The 20,793-nt window shown below is 60.7% G+C and carries 20 protein-coding genes and 1 tRNA gene; 8 read left to right on the top strand and 13 right to left on the bottom strand.

The genetic code is table 11. From position 1 onward, the window contains the following. Positions 1 to 353 (top strand): molybdopterin dinucleotide binding domain-containing protein (locus ACH2EI_RS04160; RefSeq protein ID WP_395159210.1); only part of this gene is annotated, 353 nt, incomplete at its 5' end. A gap of 224 nt (positions 354 to 577) precedes the next feature. On the opposite strand, the gene ACH2EI_RS04155 is transcribed toward ACH2EI_RS04160, so the two are convergent. Continuing rightward, positions 578 to 2,161, bottom strand: coding sequence for a DUF389 domain-containing protein (locus tag ACH2EI_RS04155; protein WP_395156221.1), 1,584 nt, complete (start codon positions 2,159 to 2,161; stop codon positions 578 to 580). Positions 2,162 to 2,221: 60 nt separating this feature from the next. On the opposite strand from ACH2EI_RS04155, the gene ACH2EI_RS04150 reads away from it, so the two are divergent. Together ACH2EI_RS04150 and ACH2EI_RS04145 are read left to right on the top strand one after the other, a co-directional pair. Beyond that, a complete protein-coding gene (locus tag ACH2EI_RS04150; RefSeq protein ID WP_395156223.1) occupies positions 2,222 to 3,481 on the top strand; it encodes a magnesium transporter MgtE N-terminal domain-containing protein in 1,260 nt (419 codons plus the stop codon). After that, complete coding sequence (locus ACH2EI_RS04145; RefSeq protein ID WP_395156225.1) at positions 3,478 to 4,020, top strand: DUF1003 domain-containing protein; 543 nt, start codon at positions 3,478 to 3,480, stop codon at positions 4,018 to 4,020. The genes ACH2EI_RS04150 and ACH2EI_RS04145 overlap by 4 nt, the downstream gene beginning before the upstream one ends. Here ACH2EI_RS04145 and ACH2EI_RS04140 read toward each other — a convergent pair. From ACH2EI_RS04140 to dnaA, 12 genes are all read right to left on the bottom strand, one after another. Further along, positions 3,960 to 4,847, bottom strand: coding sequence for an alpha/beta fold hydrolase (locus ACH2EI_RS04140; RefSeq protein ID WP_395156227.1), 888 nt, complete (start codon positions 4,845 to 4,847; stop codon positions 3,960 to 3,962). The two genes, ACH2EI_RS04145 and ACH2EI_RS04140, sit on opposite strands and share 61 nt — an antisense overlap. 6 nt (positions 4,848 to 4,853) lie before the next feature. Continuing rightward, the gene (locus tag ACH2EI_RS04135; RefSeq protein ID WP_395156229.1) at positions 4,854 to 5,819 is read right to left on the bottom strand and encodes a hypothetical protein; all 966 of its coding nucleotides are present in this window, start codon (positions 5,817 to 5,819) and stop codon (positions 4,854 to 4,856) included. Continuing rightward, positions 5,819 to 5,953, bottom strand: a complete 135-nt coding sequence (locus ACH2EI_RS04130) for a hypothetical protein (RefSeq protein ID WP_395156231.1) — start codon at positions 5,951 to 5,953, stop codon at positions 5,819 to 5,821. The genes ACH2EI_RS04135 and ACH2EI_RS04130 overlap by 1 nt, the downstream gene beginning before the upstream one ends. 117 nt (positions 5,954 to 6,070) lie before the next feature. After that, positions 6,071 to 6,144 (bottom strand) — tRNA-Ile (locus tag ACH2EI_RS04125). Positions 6,145 to 6,225: 81 nt separating this feature from the next. Next, a complete protein-coding gene (locus tag ACH2EI_RS04120; protein WP_395156233.1) occupies positions 6,226 to 7,254 on the bottom strand; it encodes a DUF3566 domain-containing protein in 1,029 nt (342 codons plus the stop codon). An 87-nt stretch (positions 7,255 to 7,341) separates the two neighbouring features. Next, complete coding sequence (locus ACH2EI_RS04115; protein ID WP_395156235.1) at positions 7,342 to 7,656, bottom strand: hypothetical protein; 315 nt, start codon at positions 7,654 to 7,656, stop codon at positions 7,342 to 7,344. A gap of 159 nt (positions 7,657 to 7,815) precedes the next feature. Further along, positions 7,816 to 10,308: a DNA gyrase subunit A gene (gene gyrA / locus ACH2EI_RS04110; protein WP_395156237.1), complete on the bottom strand. Its 2,493-nt coding sequence runs from the start codon at positions 10,306 to 10,308 to the stop codon at positions 7,816 to 7,818. Positions 10,309 to 10,388: 80 nt separating this feature from the next. Continuing rightward, on the bottom strand, positions 10,389 to 12,425 hold the full coding sequence (locus tag ACH2EI_RS04105) for a type IIA DNA topoisomerase subunit B (RefSeq protein WP_395156239.1): 2,037 nt from the start codon (positions 12,423 to 12,425) through the stop codon (positions 10,389 to 10,391). Positions 12,426 to 12,708: 283 nt separating this feature from the next. Then, on the bottom strand, positions 12,709 to 13,005 hold the full coding sequence (locus ACH2EI_RS04100; RefSeq protein ID WP_395156241.1) for a DciA family protein: 297 nt from the start codon (positions 13,003 to 13,005) through the stop codon (positions 12,709 to 12,711). 131 nt (positions 13,006 to 13,136) lie between these two features. Beyond that, entirely contained in the window at positions 13,137 to 14,216 is a 1,080-nt protein-coding gene (gene recF, locus ACH2EI_RS04095; RefSeq protein WP_395159208.1) for a DNA replication/repair protein RecF, read from the bottom strand. An 89-nt stretch (positions 14,217 to 14,305) separates the two neighbouring features. After that, the gene (dnaN, locus tag ACH2EI_RS04090; protein WP_395156245.1) at positions 14,306 to 15,412 is read right to left on the bottom strand and encodes a DNA polymerase III subunit beta; all 1,107 of its coding nucleotides are present in this window, start codon (positions 15,410 to 15,412) and stop codon (positions 14,306 to 14,308) included. Positions 15,413 to 15,725: 313 nt separating this feature from the next. Further along, positions 15,726 to 17,108, bottom strand: a complete 1,383-nt coding sequence (gene dnaA, locus ACH2EI_RS04085) for a chromosomal replication initiator protein DnaA (RefSeq protein WP_395159206.1) — start codon at positions 17,106 to 17,108, stop codon at positions 15,726 to 15,728. Between the two features lie 474 nt (positions 17,109 to 17,582). Between dnaA and rpmH the strand changes: the two genes are divergently transcribed. The 5 genes from rpmH to jag all read left to right on the top strand — a co-directional run bounded on the left by rpmH (position 17,583) and on the right by jag (position 20,591). Then, on the top strand, positions 17,583 to 17,717 hold the full coding sequence (gene rpmH / locus ACH2EI_RS04080) for a 50S ribosomal protein L34 (protein ID WP_394930857.1): 135 nt from the start codon (positions 17,583 to 17,585) through the stop codon (positions 17,715 to 17,717). Further along, on the top strand, positions 17,686 to 18,051 hold the full coding sequence (locus tag ACH2EI_RS04075) for a ribonuclease P protein component (RefSeq protein WP_395159204.1): 366 nt from the start codon (positions 17,686 to 17,688) through the stop codon (positions 18,049 to 18,051). Before rpmH ends, ACH2EI_RS04075 begins: the two co-directional genes overlap by 32 nt. Next, the gene (yidD, locus tag ACH2EI_RS04070; protein ID WP_395159202.1) at positions 18,048 to 18,491 is read left to right on the top strand and encodes a membrane protein insertion efficiency factor YidD; all 444 of its coding nucleotides are present in this window, start codon (positions 18,048 to 18,050) and stop codon (positions 18,489 to 18,491) included. Before ACH2EI_RS04075 ends, yidD begins: the two co-directional genes overlap by 4 nt. 3 nt (positions 18,492 to 18,494) lie before the next feature. Continuing rightward, on the top strand, positions 18,495 to 19,637 hold the full coding sequence (gene yidC / locus ACH2EI_RS04065; protein ID WP_395159200.1) for a membrane protein insertase YidC: 1,143 nt from the start codon (positions 18,495 to 18,497) through the stop codon (positions 19,635 to 19,637). Between the two features lie 72 nt (positions 19,638 to 19,709). After that, on the top strand, positions 19,710 to 20,591 hold the full coding sequence (gene jag / locus ACH2EI_RS04060) for an RNA-binding cell elongation regulator Jag/EloR (protein ID WP_395159198.1): 882 nt from the start codon (positions 19,710 to 19,712) through the stop codon (positions 20,589 to 20,591). The last annotated feature ends 202 nt before the right edge of the window (positions 20,592 to 20,793 follow it).

Genomic DNA, 20,793 nt, shown 5'->3' with positions numbered 1-20,793 from the left:
TGCTCACCCCGAAGCACCATGCTCGGTTTCTCAACTCGGGGTACTCGCACCTCCCGAAGCACGGGCCGGCCGAAGGTGGCCCGTTCGTCGAACTCGACGCCGCCGACGCGGCCGCTCGGGAACTCGTCGACGGTGCGACCGCACGAGTGTGGAACGGGCGGGCGTCCGTTCAGTTGCCCGTGAAGATCTCGACGCGGCTCCGACCTGGTGTCGTCGCTATCCCCTGGGGCTGGTGGATGCAAGATCACCCCGACGGCAAGGCCGCCAACGCCCTCACCAATGACACCCTGACCGAATGGGGTGGCGGCGTTGCCTACTCCGACACGCTCGTAGAAGTCGCTGCACTCGCCTGACATGACTGCGCTCGCCATTTGTGTGAGCGATTCCCGGATCCGACGGTGCTATCGCTCACACAAAACTCGGGGGCGCCTGCTTGCACGCTGATGTATCGCGCAAGATATTTAGGTCTCTCATCTTCAGCACTGTCTCATGCAGCAGCCGAGTGCATCTCAACGCTGGGGTTTCGTCGCACTACTTCGGGCCCGCGACTGGCGTCGCATTGACAGGTCCGGTCCGGCTAGATCGGGACTTGGGGGATCGTGGTGGTGGTCGTCGTCGTCGTGGTCGTCGTGATGTCGAGGCGTTGTGTGAAGAGGACCTGGACGGTGCCGTCGGGGCCGAGGAGCTCGCCAATTGCTTGCACCAGGCCGGCCGCGTTGGGTTGTTCTGGGCCGGTCACTTCGATGACTACTTGCCCTTCGATCACGGTGAGGTTTTGCACGACCAGCCCGTTGCCGGCCGCCCACGACCTGGCCACCACGCCAACACGCTGAGACAGGACCTCGTCTGGGGTCGCCGCAGGTTCGCCCTGCGCCACCTCCTGACGCTCAAGCCAGGTCAGTTCAACGACCAGAGTCTCGGCAAACTCGGCATCGAGGCGCTCACCAAGCGCCTGCAACGACGGGGCGTCGCCAACACCGCTGACATCAACACGCACCACGTTCCCTTCGACCAACAGCGCGTCGAGACGACGGCCTGAGGGCGGTCCACCATCGAGTAGCCAGGCCTGCACGATTGCCTGGACTCGGACGAGACGAATCTCTTCTTCGGACGGCGGTCGTTCGGTTGTTGTCGTCGCCGCCGCGAAACGCTCAACCTTGTCCCACGCGGTCGACACGATTCTGTCGTTACCAAACTCCGCCTGCATCAGTTGAACCATCGACTGCTCGTCAATCGGCTCTTCGAAGCTCGTCACGTTGACGAAGATGCGGTCGCCGTCGAACGCAATATCCGAACTCGTCGTCTCGGTGGTGGCCAGCCAATCGGACACGATCAACTGTCCTTGGACCTGTCGATCACTGGCCTCGACTGCAGACGTCGACGCTCGGTAGAGCGGGATAGCGATCGCCACGAGCAACGCTGCGACCCCGATACCGACGGCGAGTGAACGGGTCCCCATCATCGCCAGGCGCTTCGGCGGCACGAATCCGGTCACCACGAACACGACCGCACCGGCCAGGACAATCGCTGCCAGGTTGGTCGTATAGAGGAGCATTGCGCCCCGGGCAAACGTCATCTGTCCGGCTTCAAGCGCGATCCCAACGGTGCCCAGTGGCGGAACGAGCGCGACAGCCACAGCCACACCTGGCAGCGAGGACGATGCGTCCTTTCGAACCGTTGCGTAGGCGCCAGCAAAGCCGGCCCCGAGCGCAACAACGAGGTCACGGATGTCCGGAGCAGTGCGGCTCGTGACCTCGCGCGGCAGGTCGCCATTGACGAACAATGCCGCCAACACATACGACAGTGCGATCGAGCCAAGCGTTGCCAGGGCGACCACGCCGAACGACCGCAACGACTTGCGGAACAGCGCCATCGAAATGCAGGCAGCAGTTGCCAAGACAGGCTGCATCAACGGAGCAAGCAACATGGCACCAATCACGACGGCAGCAGAGTCTGCCGACAGGCCCATCACCGCGACCACCACGGACAGTGTCAGCATTGTTGTGAAACGAAAGCCCCAATGCTCCTGCCGCTTGATCGCCAGTTCAGCCATCACACGCTGGCGTTCTTCGGGCTCAAGATGGCGATGCCACCACGCTGGCGGCTGTTTCAGTGTCGACAAAGTCGGGTCACCGGATTCTTGATCGTCAGCGTCCGCCACAGCGCGAGAGGATACGGGCAGACACCAGGGCCGGTCGGACACCCCGAGTAACCTGAAGAAATGGCCGGCGAACTGATCTACGCGTTTCGTGTGCTGCGCCTCCCGCTGCTCGACGCGGGTGGATCGCCAATCGGACGGATCGAAGACCTCGTTGCGATCCCAGGCCGCCCCGGCAGGAACGGTGAGCCCGACACACCACCGCGCATCGTCGGCTTCGTCGCGTCGAGCCAGCGCAGACGTATCTTCGTCAACGCGAACCGCATCGCCGAACTGAACAGCGACGGCGCTCGGTTGCAAAGTTGGGACATCGACCTCAACCCATTCAAGCCCCGCCCCGGCGAGGTACTGATCAACGCCGAGCTGATCGATCGCAAGGTCGGAACAGAGACCGTCAGCGATATCGCGATACTCCGTAACTCTGACGGGCGATCCAGCTGGTGGGAGATCGACAAAGTCCGCTTGACCTCCAAGAACACGCTGCGACGACGTACGGCGTATCGACTCGTCGATTTCGAAGAGGTACCGGCACTCTTCGACCAGCCGACCGAGATGCAGGCCGAAGCCGCTCGTCTGCGCGACTTCCACCCGGCCGAAGTCGCTGCGTTCGTCCGCTCGCTCCCCAACGAACAGCGTCGTCAGATCGCCGAAGCCATGGATGACGAACGGCTCGCTGATGTCCTTGAAGAGTTGACCGAGGCCGAACAGGTGCGCATCGTCGAGAGCCTCGACCGGGAGCGGCTCGAAGGCGTCTTCGACGAGATGGATTTTGACGATCTCGCCGACCTCCTCGGCCAGATGTCCGAGGTTAAGCGGCAAGAGATGCTCGATGTCATGGGCGACGAGGACGCTGAAACCGTCCGTCGTCTTCTGTCGTACGAAGAAGGCACCGCGGGCGGCCTCATGACGCCGGAGGTCATCATCCTCGGCCCGCACGCCACCGTCTCTGAAGCACTCGCCCAAATACGCCACCCTGACTGGGTCGTGAGCCTCGCTGCCCAGGTCTTCGTCTGCAACGCACCGTTCAAGTCGCCGACCGGCAAGTTCCTTGGCATCGTGCACATGCAGCGCCTGCTGCGTGAACCACCGAACATGGAAATCGGTCGGATGCTCGAAGATGTGCCGATCGTCGCGCCGGAGACGTCGGACCGTGATGTCGCCGAACGTCTGGCCAGCTACGACATGCTCGCTGTTGCCGTCTGTGACCCCGCCGGCCGCCTCCTCGGCGCCGTCACCGTTGATGACGTGATCGACCGGATGCTCGGCCCGGCTTGGCGCACCCGGCGCAAGCCAAGCTCGACACCCGAAGTGAGTACGTCGTGAAGCGGCGCGAAGACCTGGCCGCACCGCGCTCTCGGCGCCGGCTGGGTGTCACGTACGACTCCGACGTCTTCGGTAGCTTCGCCGAATCGATTGCCAACTTCTTGGGCACCGCACGCTTTCTGGTGTGGCAGTCGATTGTCGTCAGCATGTGGATCATCCACAACGCGTTTGCCCCGCGCAACCTCCAATTCGACCCATGGGACCGCGGCCTCGTGCTGCTCACGCTGGTGCTCTCGATCCAAGCCTCGTACGCAGCACCGCTGATTTTGCTCGCACAGTCACGCCAGGAACGACGCGACCGGGTGACATCAGAAACCGACCGTGAAGTTGCCGAGCGGACTCAGGCAGACACCGAGTTCCTGGCCCGCGAAATTGCCAGCGTCAGAGTGTCGCTCACCGACATGGTCACCGGCGAAGACATCGGGGATCGTCTCGACCAAATGAGCGAGATGATCGAACGGCTCTCGCTCCAGGTCGGTCAACTCTCTGGTGGTGCAGTCACCATCGAGAGCAGTTCAACGGTCAACGACGCGAACTGATCGGGCGCCTCCCACGGCGCGAGGTGATCGGTGGCGATCTCCCGGGTTTGGGCACCCAGGGCTTGAGCCAGCGCACGCTGCTGGCGCGGCCGGACGAGTCGATCATTCGTGGTGATCAGCATGGCTGCAGGAATCCCCAGTGATGAAGCCCACGATGTCGCGTCGTACTTGCCCAGCGCCTTGCCCGCCTGAGTGACCGCGCTGATGTCAGCACGTTGACTCTCGCCGCGCAACCAGGGCACCAATCGGTTGAGCGAGTGACCGTCGGGCAGCATCTGTTCCAGGAATCGCTTCATGAAGCGTCCAGCCACGCGTGACCGCAACACCGATCCCATCAACGGAAGGAACCTCCATTGCAACCGCTCACGCAGCGTGCTGTTCCACTCCAGGGCGGTGGCCTGTGTGATCACACCGGTCACAAGATCAGGATGGCGTCGGGCGAGCAGCATCGAGATCGGCCCACCCATTGAGTAACCGATCGCCGTGACGCCGCTGATCCCGAGTGCACGGACGACGGCCGCAGCATCGTCTGCACAGTCTTCCAACGTGAAATCAGCCGGGGTCCGAAGACCGCGGCCGTGACCACGATGATCTATGCCAACGAACGAGCAGACAGCAGCCAGCGCCTCGTAGGCCGTGAAGAACTGCAAATCGCACGACGCCGTCCAGCCATGGAGGAGGAGCACGGTGGGAGCCGACGAGTCGGCGTGCTGATGGTGCCGAACGAAGAATTCGCCCCGACCATCGATGACAACAACCTTGCTGTCTGGCAGCCACGGCATCGCAAGGCCGGTCTGGTCAGGCACCGGAACAGTGGTTTCAGTCATGTTGTTTCAGTCAAGTGGTCTTTTTTCCGGGCTGAAGTGTGGGATGCCAGTGAACTCCTGGAGGCGAACACCGAGCCGTTCGATGGTGTGCAAAAGGCCCAGGGTGTCGAGTTCAGCAGCACCGCTGGACACAACGCCAGCGTGGAGCGACCCATCGAGAACCGCAGCTGCAAAGGCGGTCGCAGTCGCGGCGGCACTCGTCGCGACCAGTTCAGCCACGCCAGCGATCAGCGTGATTCGCTCGCCCGTGGCAGCGCGCCCGCGGACCTCGACGCGAACAGCACCGACGCCGCCTTCGCTGTGGGGTGGTCTGAGCATTGGGAGTCGGGCGGTCAGGCGGTCACGTCGGTTTGCTGACACGCGTGCGCTGATCCGATGCACCGTCGGGAAGTTCTGATGGATCAGCATCGGTGACGGCAACTCGGCCCGGTAGCAGTCGTACGCACCGACTGGTTCGGGGAACCAACACAGTTCGCGGCCAGAGCCGGCCGGCTTGACGATCGGCTCACCATCATGCAATCCATGCGCATGCCCAGCCAGTGCGCGGTGATGCTGGCGCGCACACGCAGGGCCGGCAGTGCCGTGCACGGCAACATGAATCTCGTCGCACGACTCAAGTTGCTCAACAAGATGACGCGCCAACAGACCAGTCAACCCCGGAGACATCCCTGCTCCGACAACCAACGGAACACCTTGGAGACGGGCCGAGTAGTCGAGTTCCAGCAGCGCCTGCACATCGGCGCTCCTGTCGGTGACGGACACGATGGGCACGCCCATCTCGACCAAACGAGTCGCCGATCGAATCTGCGGCCCGCCGTGGGCGAGGATTGCAACGTCGGCACCGTGCGCCGCTGACATGTCGCCCCGTGGATCGACCTGGATCACCTGGCAACCAGGCGCCACGATATTGAGTCGTTTCGCAATGCGGCTGCCGGTGACACCGTTGCCGACAAGTGCGACGCGGCTCACCATCAGCGGTCCGGCAGTTCGAGTGGTCGCCACCCGCCATGCTGCGGTGGCGTGCCGCCGGTGCCGCGGACCCGAAGGCACGCAGCAAACGTGCCAGCCAACAAAATCGCCGAGATGGCACCGCGCAGCAGCTTCATCAGCAGAGCATGTTCGGCCTGCGACGCGAATGCAACCTCGGTCGAAGCGCGCTCCAGTCGCAGTGGCTGAAAACCGCAACGAGACCCACCGATTGCTCGGGGGTCTCGTTACTGGGGTGGGGCTACCTGGAATCGAACCAGGGACCTCATCGTTATCAGCGATGCGCTCTAACCGACTGAGCTATAGCCCCAGCAGGTACGAGACGTTATCGCCCGACAGTCGGATCGGCACGCGCGGTTTTCGACCCGTGCGATCGAGCACAAGACCCCTGTCAGCGTTCGAAATGGCCAGAATCGTCGACTATCGCCTCGCGAATGAGCGGACCCGAAGCATCTTGTAACACGGCAGGAATTTCAGGCTCTGGACGGCGCACCACGAAACGGCGCATCGGCGATGACCGTGATTCGACGACTTCTTCTTCAAGCACCGTGAACCGGACGCCACCGACCAGGTCCGTGATGAGGTTAAACAGAGATGCGAAGAGCAAAGCGAGGCCAGTTAAGCCGAGAACCCCGAAGAGGCCGGCGATCCAAGCAGCGTGGTAGATCTCGCCACCATTGAATTCGAACGACTGCCAGCCGAAGGACTCGAAGAATCGCTCAACGTTCTCGACAGTACCGGTCGCGTATGCAACGTTCCACAGCAGCACAGATGCGGTCAACAGTGTCAAATACAGCACCATGTTCGCGATGAGCGCGATTTTAAACACCGACCACGGATCAACGTGGCGGACAACTCGTGTGACCTTGCGGACACGCGCCTTGCGACCGAGAATCCGTGGCACTTTGAGCGGGACCGGGATCGGAGCCGGGTCGTAATCGACGGACTTTTTCGGTCGACGTCGACCCGACGTGCTGACATCCTGCGGCGCCGCATCGACCACCGGGCCGTCGATGTCGGCACGACGAAGCTCTTCGAGAACGTCGCCTGACACCTCGCGATGAGAGGTGTGCCCATCTTTGGCCTCAGCGCCATCACTCTCAGATGCATCACTGTCCGAAGCATCGGTGTCGTCGCCACCTTCGGTTGCGAACACGATGTCCGGAACATCATGCGTTTGGTCATCTTCGTCGAAGTCATCGTCGCTGAGTTCGTCGTCTGCGAGGACCGCCCCTTCGACCGCTCCAGCCACACCAGGGTCAGCGTTCGCTACGTAGTCCGCAAGTGAGTCGACCAGGGATTGGTCGAGTGCGTCGATCTCTGCAGTGCTCGGTCCGTCGTTCTCACCGTCGTCAGACATGAGCTCACCGACGACCTCGTCCGCCCTGGACGAATCGAGCTCTTCTTCGGTGGGATTCACCTCGCCGAGTGTACGCAACCCACCTGCAATGGTCCGGTCAAACTGCAGGGCGTCACCCCAATGGGTGCATCGATACACAAGTCGGCATCACGGTGCATTCGTTGCTCGGGCTGACGCAGTGGTGTCGCCCAACCGGACAACCACCGTGACCTGGTGCGGTTCCGGGCCCTGCAACCAGGACACGACAATCGCACCATGGCGTTCTGCATACGTCGAAGCCGCTGCCGCCCCACCGTCGAGCGATGCCAGTGCGGCCGCATCGGCCGCCGTCTGAGCACGCGCTCGGCGTTGGGCAATCGCGCCGAACTCGACCAGTGCGCTCGTGAGTGCAATTCCCACTGCCATCACGACCATGAGCAGGAAGACGGCCGCCTGGCCGGCATCGTTTCGTCGTAGCTCCATCAGCATCTCCACTCATTCGATTTGAAGGAGGCTGCCCGAGCAGCAAGGAGACCCGGAAGTCGACTGGATCACGCTACCAACAACAGCAACGGCGTGAGGTAGGGGCGCATCTACCTCACGGCCTACGAGGCAGTCCAGCTGAAATTGAGGCGGGCCGGATCAGTCGTCCGCGTTGGCGCCGACGTCGGCATCTGCGTCGGCGTCGCCTTCACCAGCGACGATCGATGCAACGGAGCTGACCGTGTCGCCATCATCCATGTTCATCACACGGACGCCGGTTGCACCGCGGCCCTGCTCGGAGATCTCGCGGACTTGCATGCGAATCGTAATGCCCGACTCGGATACCGCGACGATCTCGTCGTCGATACCGACCATGAACGCTGCCACGACCTCACCCTTCTTGCCGGTGAGCTTCATCCCGCGAACACCCTGGCCACCGCGGCCCTGGACGTTGAAGTGGTCGAGCTGGGTTCGCTTGCCGTAGCCGGCCTCGGTCACGATCAGAATGGACGTGTCATCACGGGCCACATCGACAGACACGACTCGATCCTGATCGTTCTTCAGCTTCATGCCGCGCACGCCAGCCGCTGTGCGACCCATCGAGCGGACATCGTTCTCGTTAAAGCGAATCGTCATGCCGCCACCGGACACCATGAAAATGTCGTCGCCGCCGCTGGTCTCGATGACCTTGACGAGTTCGTCGCCGTCCTTCAAGTTGATGGCGATCAAGCCATCACGACGGCTCTTGTCGTACTCGGTAAAGGTCGTCTTCTTCACCGTGCCATTCTTCGTGGCGAAGAAAAGATAACGGTCGATACCGAACTCCCGGGTGTCGATGATTGCCTCGACGCGCTCGCCTGGGATGAGCGGTAACAAGTTGACAATCGGCATGCCCTTGGCCGTGCGCTCACGCTCGGGAACGTCGAGCGCCCGCAATCGATAGACCTTGCCCAAGTTTGAGAAGAACAGCAAGTGCGCATGCGCAGTGGTGAAGATCACGTGGCGCACAATGTCGTCGAGCTTCAACTTACCGCCCGACACACCACGGCCGCCCCGGCCCTGCGTCTTGAACGATCCAGCCGGTACGGCCTTCACGTACTGGGCCTCGGTCATCACGATGACCAGTTCCTTGTCGTCGGTGAGGTCTTCGATCGACATCTCGCCGATGTCGTAGGTCAACTCGCACTTGCGGTCGGTCGCGAACTTGTCGCGGATTGCCGTGATCTCTTCCTTGATGACCGTGTTGAGGCGATCAGGATTGTCGAGGATGTCTTGCAGATCAATGATCTTGAGACGCAATTCGTCAAGTTCGGTCTGCAGGTCGATCCGCGAAAGCCGAGTCAGTTGACGGAGTTGCATGTCCAAGATGTCGTTGGCCTGGATCTCGGAGAATTCGAACGGCGTCGCCATGAGGCCATCCCGCGCAATGGCGACGTCGTCGCTTGCCCGGATGAGTTTGATGATCTCGTCGATGACATCAAGGGCCTTGATACGCCCTTCGAGGATGTGCTCGCGATGCCTGGCCTTCTTCAACCGGTTCTGGGTCCGCCGGGTGATGACCTCGACCTGGTGGTCGACATAGGCGACGAGGGCGTCACGCAAGTTGATCTGCTTGGGCACACCCTTCACGAGGGCGACCATGTTGATCGAGAACGTTGACTGCAGCTGGGTGAGCTTGAACAGGTTGTTCATCACCACGTTGGCGTTGCCGTCACGTTTGAGGCTGATGATCAGCTCAGTCTTGCCACCGTTGGAGCCGTCGTTGACATCAGCAATGCCGTCGAGATCGCCGTTGTCGACCAACTGCTGGATACGTGCCGCAATGGCTGAACAGGAGGTCTGGTACGGCAGTTCGGTGACGACGATCTCGTAGCGACCGTTCTTGCCTTCTTCGATTGAGGCCTTGGCACGTGTCTTGACCGAGCCGCGTCCAGTCCGGTATGCGTCGATGATGCCGGCCCTGCCGAGGATCTGTCCGCCGGTCGGAAAGTCCGGACCTTTGACGAACTCCATGAGAGCGTCAACATCGGCGTCGGGATTGTCGATGAGGTGCACGACGGCGTCGATCACTTCGCCGAGGTTGTGCGGCGGGATGTTCGTCGCCATGCCGACAGCAATGCCTTGGCTGCCGTTGACCAGCAAGTTCGGGAATCGCGCCGGCAGCACGACGGGTTCTTCGGTGGTCCCGTCGTAGTTCGGGATCATGTCGACGGTGTCTTCGTCGATGCCGGCAAGTAGTTCCATCGCGAGCGGGTCAAGGCGACACTCGGTGTAGCGCGACGCGGCCGGACCGAAATCGGGTGAGCCGTAGTTGCCGTGGAAGTCGATCAACGGATGACGCAGCGAGAACGGCTGGGCCATACGCACGAGGGCGGCGTAAATGGCAGAGTCACCGTGCGGGTGGAAGCGGGCCATCGTGTCGCCGGCGACACGGGCGCACTTGACGTGGCCGCGGTCCGGGCGAAAGCCCTGCTCTTCCATGTCCCAGATGATCCGGCGATGCACGGGCTTCAGGCCGTCGCGCACGTCGGGTAGGGCACGCGACATGATGACCGACATGGCGTACTCGAGGAATGAGCTTTCCATTTCCTCATTGAGCGCGATCGGCTGGATCGAACCGCCAGTTGGTGTGTCGTCAGTGGTGTCAGTCATGAGTGTTGGTCATTTCTCGTTCGTCGTGCGGTTCGTACTGCCGTTGCAGTTGGGGTCTGACCCCAACTGCAACGGTGGGATCAGAAATCGAGGTTCTGAACGTCGCGAGCGTTCTTGACGATGAACTCGCGGCGGCTCGGTACGTCGTCACCCATCAGGACCGATGTGATGTGGTCTGCCTCGGCGGCTTCATCAACAGTGACCTGGAGCAGTGTGCGGGTACTGGCGTCCATGGTGGTGCCGCGAAGCTCTTCCCAATCCATCTCGCCGAGGCCTTTCAGGCGCTGGAACTGTTTCTTGTGGTTCGGTCGTTCAGCCATGAACGCGTTCTTGGCCGCATCGTCCTTGAGGTAGACCTTTTCTTTGCCGATCTCGGTCGAATAGAGCGGTGGCTGAGCGATGTAGCAATAGCCGGCCTCGACCATCTCACGCATCTGGCGGAAGAAAAACGTCAAGAGCAGTGTTCGGATGTGGCTACCGTCGACATCGGCATCAGCCAGGCAGATGACCTTGTGGTACCGGCACTTCGTGACGTCAAACTCGTCACCAACACCGGCACCAATCGCCGTGATCAGTGCTTGGATCTCGGTGTTCTTCAGCATCTTGTCGATGCGGGCTCGTTCGACGTTCAGGATCTTGCCGCGAATCGGAAGAATCGCCTGAGTCCGTGGGTCGCGCGCATCGACGGCCGTGCCGCCAGCAGAGTCACCCTCGACGATCATGATCTCGGACTCGGAGGCGTCCTTCGACGAACAATCCTTCAGCTTGTCGGGCATGCCAGCGCCGGACAGGGCCGTCTTGCGGCGGATTGCGTTACGTGCGTTCTTCGCGGCATCGCGTGCCTGAGCCGCGGCGAGCCCCTTCTTGACGATTCGGTTGGCCTCGGCGGGGTTCTCGTCCATCCACTCGACCATGCGAGCGTAGGTGGCCTTCTGGACGAAGGAGCGGGCAGGCACATTGCCGAGTTTGGCTTTGGTCTGACCCTCAAATTGCGGCTCTCGTAGCTTGACTGTAACGATCGCCGTGAGGCCTTCACGCACGTCGTCACCGGTGAGATTCGCATCCTTTTCCTTGATGAGATTCTTCTCTTTGCCGTATTTGTTCACCACCGATGTGAGGGCGGTCTTGAAGCCCTCGACGTGCATGCCGCCCTCGGTGGTGGAAATGCCGTTGGCGTACCCGTGGATACCCTCGTGGTACCCGGTATTCCATTGCATGGCGATGTCGAGTTCCATGCCCTCCTCGACGTCTTCGTCCTCAAAGTTGCAGACCTTGGAGAACAACGGCTCCTTGGAAGCATTGAGGTGCTTCACGAAGTCGACGAGACCACCCTTGTACTGGAACGTGACGTCTTGCTCGCGCTCGGCACGCTCGTCTTTGAAGACGATCTCGAGGCCCTTGTTCAAAAACGCCATGATTTGCAGACGATCAATCACCGTGCGGGCGACGAACTCGGTGCCCTCGGCCTGGAAGATCCCAGCGTCGGGGTAGAACGTGATGCTCGTCCCGGTTTCCCGGCCGCTCGGAGGCGTCTCACCGGTCGGCTTCATCTCCGCCTTCGGCTTGCCGCCATCGAGGTAGGTCTGCTCGTACCGAACGCCGGCGCGGTCGACTTGGATTTCGAGGCGAGTCGACAGTGCGTTCACCACGGAGACGCCAACACCGTGGAGCCCACCAGACACCTTGTAGCCGCTCTCTTCGCCGCCAAACTTGCCGCCGGCGTGCAACACGGTCAGCACTACTTCAGCAGCGCTCTTGCCCTTGTGTTCGCCTGATGGATAGGGGTCGACCGGAATGCCGCGACCGTTGTCGTCGACGCGACAGCCGCCATCGGCCTGCAGTGTGACGACGATGCTGTCACACACGCCAGCCATTGCTTCGTCGACCGCATTGTCAACAACTTCCCAGATCAGGTGGTGTAAGCCCTGCAAACCGGTGGAACCGATATACATGCCTGGGCGCTTACGAACGGGGTCGAGCCCCTCAAGCACCTGGATCTGTGCGGCACCATAGTTGCCGAGCTTGTTGGACGTCTTCTCAGCAGAAGGCTTCGGCGTCGGCTCTGGGGCCTGCTCGTCGCCGGTTTCAGCGGGGGTATCAGCGGTGTCGTTGGACACTCGAACCTCGATGTCTTCAAGTCGTCGGACACGGCGTCAGCACGCCGTGCTTTTAGGGGCGATGAGAGCGCTTGCGCCAGGTACATCAGACCGGCAGAAAACCCTTCCCGCAATTGGATTTCAGTGTACTCCATGGGTGTCACAGAGATGCGAATTCGCGCCAGCAAACTACACGATTGTCAGAACAGATGTACCCACTTATTTTGCGGCCATCTCGCCGCACTTGCGATGATCCACATCACAAGTTGCGCGAACCGCTCCTCCGGGCGCTTCAGACCGGAGATCAGCGCGCGCGGGCGACGCGCACTTCAACGCGTTCCACCTGCACACGGGCAACTTCTTCCAGCCGAGCAATGATCGTGCCGGACAGAAACTTGACCTGCGTGGCCCATGCCACGTCGTCGGCTTCGACCGTCAACACACCCTGATCGAGTCGAACAGGTCGGACGTGCGCGGCAACATTCGCGCCGACAGCATCGGCCCATTTGCCGAAAACACCGCCAATCTGGATCCGATCGGTCCCGCGCAAGGATTTCATGATTCCATCGAGCGACTTCGTGATCGGCACAGGCTCAGCCATCAGACGATCCACCGTAGCTGCGAGTTGGGAGACTCGAACGCTTGCCAGCCAGGTAATCAGTGACCCTCAGCGTTGCGGGCAAACCCGGTTATCGCCGTCGGAGCACCAAGTCAGGCGCTAATTCAATGAGATCATTCGACAACCCTGCCGCCTTCGACCCGCAGGATTCGGTCGGCCCGCGCGGCGGGTGGAAGTTCGCTCGCCGTCGTGATGATCACTTGACCAGGTGGGATGTGTGCAAGGAGCGCCGTGGCCCGACCGTCATCGAGTTCAGAGAGCACATCATCGAGCACGAGTACCGGTGCTGATCCTGTTCGTTCGGTCACCAGCTGATGCGCGGCGAGGCGCAATGCAAGAGCGAGTGTGCGCTGCTCGCCCTGCGAAGCGTGTGTGCGGCTCGGTAGGCCGTTGATCGTGAAGCTCAACTCGTCTCGGTGTGGCCCAACCGTCGAGACACCACGACGGACATCTGCAATACGTGCAGCCTGCAATGCCGGGACGAGACCGAGCTGACGCCACTCAGGTTCGTACGTCAACTCAAGAGGCGTCGAGATGCCAGCAAGACGCTCGTACGCGTCTTGGACCATCGGGGTAATCCTCGAAACAAGCGTTGCTCGGGCGTAGCCGAACTGATCGGCAATCTCAGCGAACTTCATATCCCAGACGTCGAGAGTGACCTCAATTTCTTCGGTCAGGCGGCCATTGGCCTGCTTGAGAAGTGTGTTCCGCTGCTGAACGATCCGGTCGATCTCCAGCCGGATCGCGTCGTACTTTGTTGCGAGTGCGACGAGTGTGTCGTCCATGTAGCGACGCCGCTCGCCCGGCCCACCCTTGACCAAAATGAGATCGTCTGGCGAAAAAACTGTGACACGAACCGAGCCCAGTAAGTCACGGACGCGAACCAGCTTCTGCTTATTGACCTGCACGCGGTTGCGACCTGCGGCGACCAGTTCGGCTTCAATCAAGGTTTCGCGGCCGTCGTCGTGGCGAACAATTGCACGGATGATCGCCTGTGAGGCGCCCGCTTTGACGAGCGCGTCGTTGGGCGCCCCTCTGAAACTGGACAGTGTCGCGAGGTAGGCCAGCGCTTCAGCGAGGTTTGTCTTGCCTTGACCGTTGCCACCGATGATCGCCGTTGTCCCGGACGTCAGATCGAACGAGCCTTGAGCGTAGTTGCGAAAGTCGATCAGCTCAAGATGCTCAACGATCACAGCTGAGAGATTAGGTCGTCCAGTTTTTGTGTAAGCGATTCCACGAAAAATCACGGTCATCGCTCACACAAAAACGGAGCCGGTGATGGCTACGGAACGCGCACGGGCATCAGCAGGTACAAGTAATCGTCCTGACCAACACCGCGAAGAACCGCTGGCTTCATAGGGTCCATGGTGGCGAGCGTGACATCCTCAGCATCGATTGCGTCAATCCCGGCCAGCAGGTACTCCGGGTTGAACGCCACGGTCATTTCGGTGCCGTCGTAGCTGGCGTCGATCTCTTCAACGGCATTACCGACGTCCTGGGTGATCGCAGTGAGCTGCACCGTGTCGCCGCCGAGCGTCATCCGCACAGGAGTCGAGTCCTGGGCAAGAATCTTCACACGACGAATTGCTTCGATCATCGCTGACTTGCTGACTGTCAGCAAGTTCGGGTAGCTCGAAGGCAGCAGGTTGCGATAGTTCGGAAACTCGCCTTCGATGAGACGAGTGCTCAAGCGGGTCGAGCCAGCTTCAAACGTTGCTTCACGTTCGCCGAGGCGGACGGTGAGCGTCTCCTCGTTGCCCATCAGGCGCTGCAACTCGTTCAGGGCACGACCCGGAATCAGGACTTTTTGACCGGAGCCCAGCATTGACGAGTCCGGTAGATCGCGGACGGCAAGTCGATACGAGTCAGTGGCAACCATTCGGAGTCCGTCATCTTCGGCCGCCAAAAGCACACCGGTGAGCACTGCGCGAGCATCATCAGTTGAGGCTGCGCGAACGACTTGGCGGAGCGCCTCTGCCATGTCTGCCGCCGGCAGGGTGACTGCGTCGCCAACAGGCTCGGTCTGCACGGGATAATCGTCGAGTGATAGGGGCCGCACAGAAAACTGCGAGCGGCCAGCACTGATTGACATCTCGGCACCAGAGTCGCCGTCGGCAAGGTCGATTTCAACCGCGCCGGACGGGAGTGACTTGACGATGTCAGCGACGAGGCGTGCAGGTACCACGGCGGCACCGTCACGTTCACCGCCGACCTCGATCGATAGGCGGATTGTCAGCTCAAGGTCGGTGCCGGTGATGGTCAGCGAATCGCCAGCCACCTCCATGCGCACACCGGCCAACACAGGCAGCGTGCCAGTGCGGTTAGTGGCGGCACGACCAGCCGATCCAACGGCGTCAGCTAGGACGTCACGTTCGCAACGAAACTTCACAGTGGGCACTTCTCCTCATGCATGGATGTTTCAAAGAACAATGTAAGTAGTAGGTGCTGTGGATTGGGGACAACCCACCATCCCTGCAGCGTAGAGCCCTCGCGGGCTTCCACAATGGATGGACCACTTCTCCCCAGGTCACGGCTTACACGCGTGTGGTCCGGTGGACAACCGTGAGTTGTCCACTTTTTCGTCGTGACTTGCACAGCGGCGCGTCCCCCGCTTTTGACGAGTTGTCCACCGATATTCACACGGAGATGGCATGTGGTCGCGCGAAGAGTGGGAACCGAACGGCGCTGCAGCGTGCAATCGTTCATGCTTTGAGCTGCTGCTGGAGGTCTGTGACTTGGTCGTAGATCTGCTTCCGCTCACTCATCAAACGCTGAATCTTCTCGTTCGCGTGGATGACTGTGGTGTGGTCGCGTCCACCGAACAGCCGAGCGATTGCAGGATAACTGAGGTCGGTCATCTCACGGAAGACGTACATAGCGATCTGACGTGCGGTAACGAGTGGTCGCTGGCGGCTCTTACCCTTGAGCGCCTCGACCTCGAATTTGAGGATCCCAGCGATCTCAGCGAGCAATTCTTCATCGGTGCGGTGCTTTGGCTTGGTGTCGACCATGAGGTCAGCAAGTTGTGCCTTGGCCAGTTCGGTGGTGATTGCCTCGCCACTCAGGCTGGCATATGCGGTGACCCGGATCAGGGCACCTTCCAACTCTCGAATGTTGGTCGAGATATTGGTGGCGATGAAGTCAAGCGCCTCGTTTGGAACTTCAACGCGATCACGTTCAGCCTTGTTGCGGAGAATTGCTGTGCGGGTTTCGAGGTCGGGTGGCTGGATGTCCGTGAGTAAGCCCCATTTGAAGCGACCACGGAGCCGCTCCTCGAGTGTCGGGATGGCGTCAGGCATGCGATCGGAGCTGATGATGATTTGCTTGTTCGCTCCGTGCAACGTGTTGAACGTGTGGAAGAACTCTTCTTGGAGTCCCTCCTTGCCAGCAATGAACTGGATGTCGTCGATCAGAAGTACATCAATGTCGCGGTAGCGGCGCCGGAGTGCGCTGGTCGTGTTCTGCCGGATGGCGTCGACGTACTCATTCATAAATGTCTCGGTCGAGACATACCGCACCTCGTGGTGCTGGTAGTTGTCGTGGACGTAGTGACCAATTGCGTGGAGCAGGTGCGTCTTACCGAGGCCGGCTGAGCCGTAAATGAAGAGTGGATTATATGATCTACCAGGTGTTTCGGCGACTCTGAGCGCAGCAGCTAGCGCGAACTGGTTCGACGCCCCCTTGACGAACTCCTCGAAGGTATACCGAGGGTTTAACCCAGCTTCATCAACATGGGCACGTGCGTCGTTGCCGTTATGAAGAGGGGAGAAGGACGCTGTTGAGGACCGAGATGTCACATTCTGGTCGTTTGGTGACGGCTCGTCTTCGACCGCATCGGATTTCGCGACTTCGATGTCGATCGATCGGTGCCCTTCTCCAGCCTCGTCCAGCGCGTCCGTGACCAGTGAGAGATAGCGGGTCAGGATCCGATCTCGTACGTAGGCGGACGGTGCGAGCAGCCGCAACATGTCGCTACCAGCTTCGAGCGGGATGATCTCCTGGAAGGTCGAGAACCAGACGGACTCAGCAAGTTGGGAACGGAGGAACAACGTGACTTGTGTCCACACATCATCAGCGTCACTCACCTGGTATCAATTTCCTTCGAACGTCGTGGTCCCACTCGCTGCGGGATGGCTTGCAATCGACTCTGTCCACACAGTTGTCCACAAGATGTGGACATGTGTCGTGGTAGTGGCGAGCGATTGAACATAGCACGTTGTAAACCGAACTGAAACATTCGCAAAAACATGTCATACGCTGGTACGAAGCGACGCAAAATTTGAGGGAATTAACTTACATCAATGTCATTCAGCTGATGCTGTGGGTCAACTGTTGAGAACGAGGTGGTGACCCTGGCGCCCCGTGGGTGTGGTTCATGCTTCCTTCGATTGAGCGGTTGGACTGGATCGTGAGCGACGTCCGCGGGTCGGCCGCCTGGAGGGGGTGGTTGGGAGACGCGCCTCGCGCGCCGTAGCCTTGTTTGGTCAGTCCACAGGAAGTGTCCACCAGGGCACGTGTTTCCCCCGGGACGTGACTCGAAACGTCCGAAAGAGAACGTCGTGAAGCGCACATTTCAACCAAACAACCGTCGCCGGAACCGTAAGCATGGATTCCGCGCCCGCATGAGCACCCGCGCCGGACGGGCTGTGCTGAAGTCCCGCCGTGACAAGGGCCGCACACGTCTTTCCGCCTGACTTGATTCGTCGGGTCTGTGATCGCGATTCGTTTACCCGTCTCCGGCGGGAGGGAGTGCGCGTCCGAAGTGACGCTATGTGGTGCTCGTTTGTCGACGATCCGAGCGTCTGCCCCCCGCAGGTTGCGTTTGCCATCGGGCGTGCGGTCGGGCCTGCTGTGACGCGTAACCAACTCCGCCGACGTCTACGCGCGATCCTCGGAGCCATGGACCTCCCCAACGGCTTGTACCTTTTCGGAGGTCGTCCGTCCATGAGCGAACTGACGTTCGCAGAACTTGAAACACGTGCCGCTGCCCTTCTCGATGCAGCACAGCCCTCGCGAGCGTATTTATGACCCACGGGCAGGTCGTTGAACTCCCAAACGCCGACCTGCTGGCAACGCTCGCCAAGAAGGGCGAAGCCTGTGTTTGTCCTGTTCACGGGGACCATGGGAATCATGAGCCGGGCCAAGTGTCCCGGCTGCAGCGCCGTGTGAGCGGGGTTATCGTCGTGTACCAGCGCGCGCGAGAGGGCCGCCCTTCGCCGTGCCGTTTCTTCCCATCTTGTTCGGCGTATGCCCTCGAGTCGGTCGACGTGCATGGTGTCTGGCGCGGCGGATGGCTGAGCCTCCGTCGGCTCGTTCGGTGCCGTCCACTCGGTCCCTCAGGCGTCGACCTTGTTCCTGGCGGCCTATCTTCCACGGCGACGTGCGAATGCGGCGGTGCTGATGCACCGACACTACCTACTCCGTTCATTCCGACAGTGATGTCCTCCACTCAAAAGAAAGGCGGCTGACCGATGTTCGAGATTCCCGCTGGATTACTCGCCTGGTTCTACAGCCTGACCAACGACTACATCATCTCCATCGCGCTCATCGCTGCGGTGGTCATGGCGATCACCACGCCGTTGACGCTCAAGAGCACGAAGGGGATGCTGGAGATGCAGCGGCTCGCGCCGGAGATGCGCAAGTTGCAGAACGAGCATCGCAACGATCGCCAGAAGCTCAACGAAGAGATGATGAAGCTCTACCAGGAGCACAAAGTCAACCCGATGGCCTCGTGCTTGCCGATTGCGGCGCAAATGCCGATCTTCATCGTGATGTTTCGTATTTTGCGCGGCCTGGTGTACATCCCGTCTGACGCGAATGGTGCCAAGGAAGTGGCTTCAGCGACGTTGCGTGCCATTAATAGTGCCGACACCGTCCAGGGGTTCATCCCCCGCTTTCTGGCGCAAGATTCCGACCTGTACTTGTCGCTCTACGGCCGGACAGACATGCCGTGGTGGCGTTTCAACCTCGACCTTTCGGCATTTCAGGCTATTGGTAATGGCGTCGGGGAGGGCCTGATTTACACCCTGCTCGTGGTGGCGCTCGGTGCGCTGTACTTCGCTCAGCAGAAGATGGTGGCTGCCCGGGCTGCGATCAGCCCGACCATGTCACCGACCCAGCAGAAGCTGATGCAGTACCTGCCAGTGTTCTTTGCTGTGTTCCAGATCTTTTTCTTGTCGGCACTCGTCTTCTATTACATCTTCCAGACACTGCTTCGCATTCTGCAGCAGTACTACATCACCAAGAAGTTCTACGGTGGCGACGAGTCACTCGGTCGTCAGGCGCAGCGCGCCGGCGATGCCGCTCGCGAAGAGTCGAAGAAGAACGGCGACTCCGGTGGCATGCTCGCTCAGGCCAAGCGGGACTTGGCAGCCGCCAAGGGGAACGGCGCGACGAAGTCCAATAAGTCTGCCGAGAAGGCGGAGAAGCCGTCGGTGGTGACCAGCAAGAGGGTCACTCCGCCCAAGAACGGCACGAAGAAGCCTGCTGCGGACCGTCCGACACCGTCGGGCTCCAGTAAGGGTCGCCCGACACCCACGCGCCAAGAAGCCGAAGCGGCCCGTGCCAAGCAGGCGAAGAATCGTCCCAAGTCGTCCGGCAAGAAGAAGCGCTGACGAACCAAGATCGTGTGCCGACCGCATGGAGCGGCGGCCTGTCGAAGGAAAGAGAGATATCATATGGAATGGGTGGAAACCACTGCCAAAACGATCGAGGAAGCGCGAGAAGCAGCACTTGATCAACTGGGTGTCGGAGCCGACGAGGCAGAATTCGACGTGCTCGAAGAGCCCAAGCCAGGGCTCTTCGGACGCACCCGTGGCCAAGCTCGCATTCGTGCCCGGATCATGCCGAGTCCGGTGCGCGCCAAGCAGGAGCGACGTCGTAAGCCCAAGAGCGATAAGCCCCGTGGCCAATCAACTGGCGGCAAAAAGCAGTCAGACAAGGCACTAGAGGCCACCGATGACGGATCGACAGACGTGGAGTCCGACGATTGGACGCAAGACGATGCGGCCGCGAGTACGAACGAGCCGAAGACCCGATCACGCGGCAACAACCGGAGCGGCAAGAGCCAGGAGAAGAAGATGAGTAACGATGAGCGCCCTCAGTCCGACGTGACGCCGCAGGAAGTGGGTGATGCAGCTGTGTTGTTCATGAACGACTTGGTCTCCGCCTTCGGCGGAACCGGCACGGCCGAACTGACCGTTGACGGAATTGAACTCGACGTGCAAGTGCACGGCGATGACCTCGGCTTACTTGTCGGCCCGGGTGGCCGCACACTGAACGCCGTGCAGGACCTGGTTCGGGTTGCTGCACAGCGGCGCCTCGGCGACCACGAGACCCGCTTGCGGATTGACGTTGCGGGCTATCGCGAGCGTCGTTCGGCTGCTTTGTCTAAGTTCGCCGCAGAAGTAGCAGGCCAAGTCCGCGAAAGTGGCACCGCCCGTTCCCTGGAGCCAATGACCTCAGCCGACCGCAAGGTCATCCATGACGCATTGAATGACGAAGACGGCGTGGTCAGCACTTCCTCAGGCGAGGACCCGTATCGCCGGGTCGTCGTCGAGCCGGCCTGACAGATCGTTACGGTCGAGCCGGCCTGACAGATCGTTACGGTCGAGCCGGCCTGACAGATCGTTACGGTCGAGCCGGCCTGACAGATCGTTACGGTCGAGCCGGCCTGCTGACATACTGATCCCCGTGAACGAGGATCAGGTCAAACAAGAATTGCACGAGGCGCTGGGAACTTCCCAGCGCCTCGGCTTTTTAGGAGACAGG

This window comes from Ilumatobacter sp. (genome assembly GCF_041688325.1).
Classification (GTDB): domain Bacteria; phylum Actinomycetota; class Acidimicrobiia; order Acidimicrobiales; family Ilumatobacteraceae; genus Ilumatobacter_A.
Note: the sequence above shows the minus strand (reverse complement) of the source record. Positions and strands in the feature narration are given on the sequence as shown.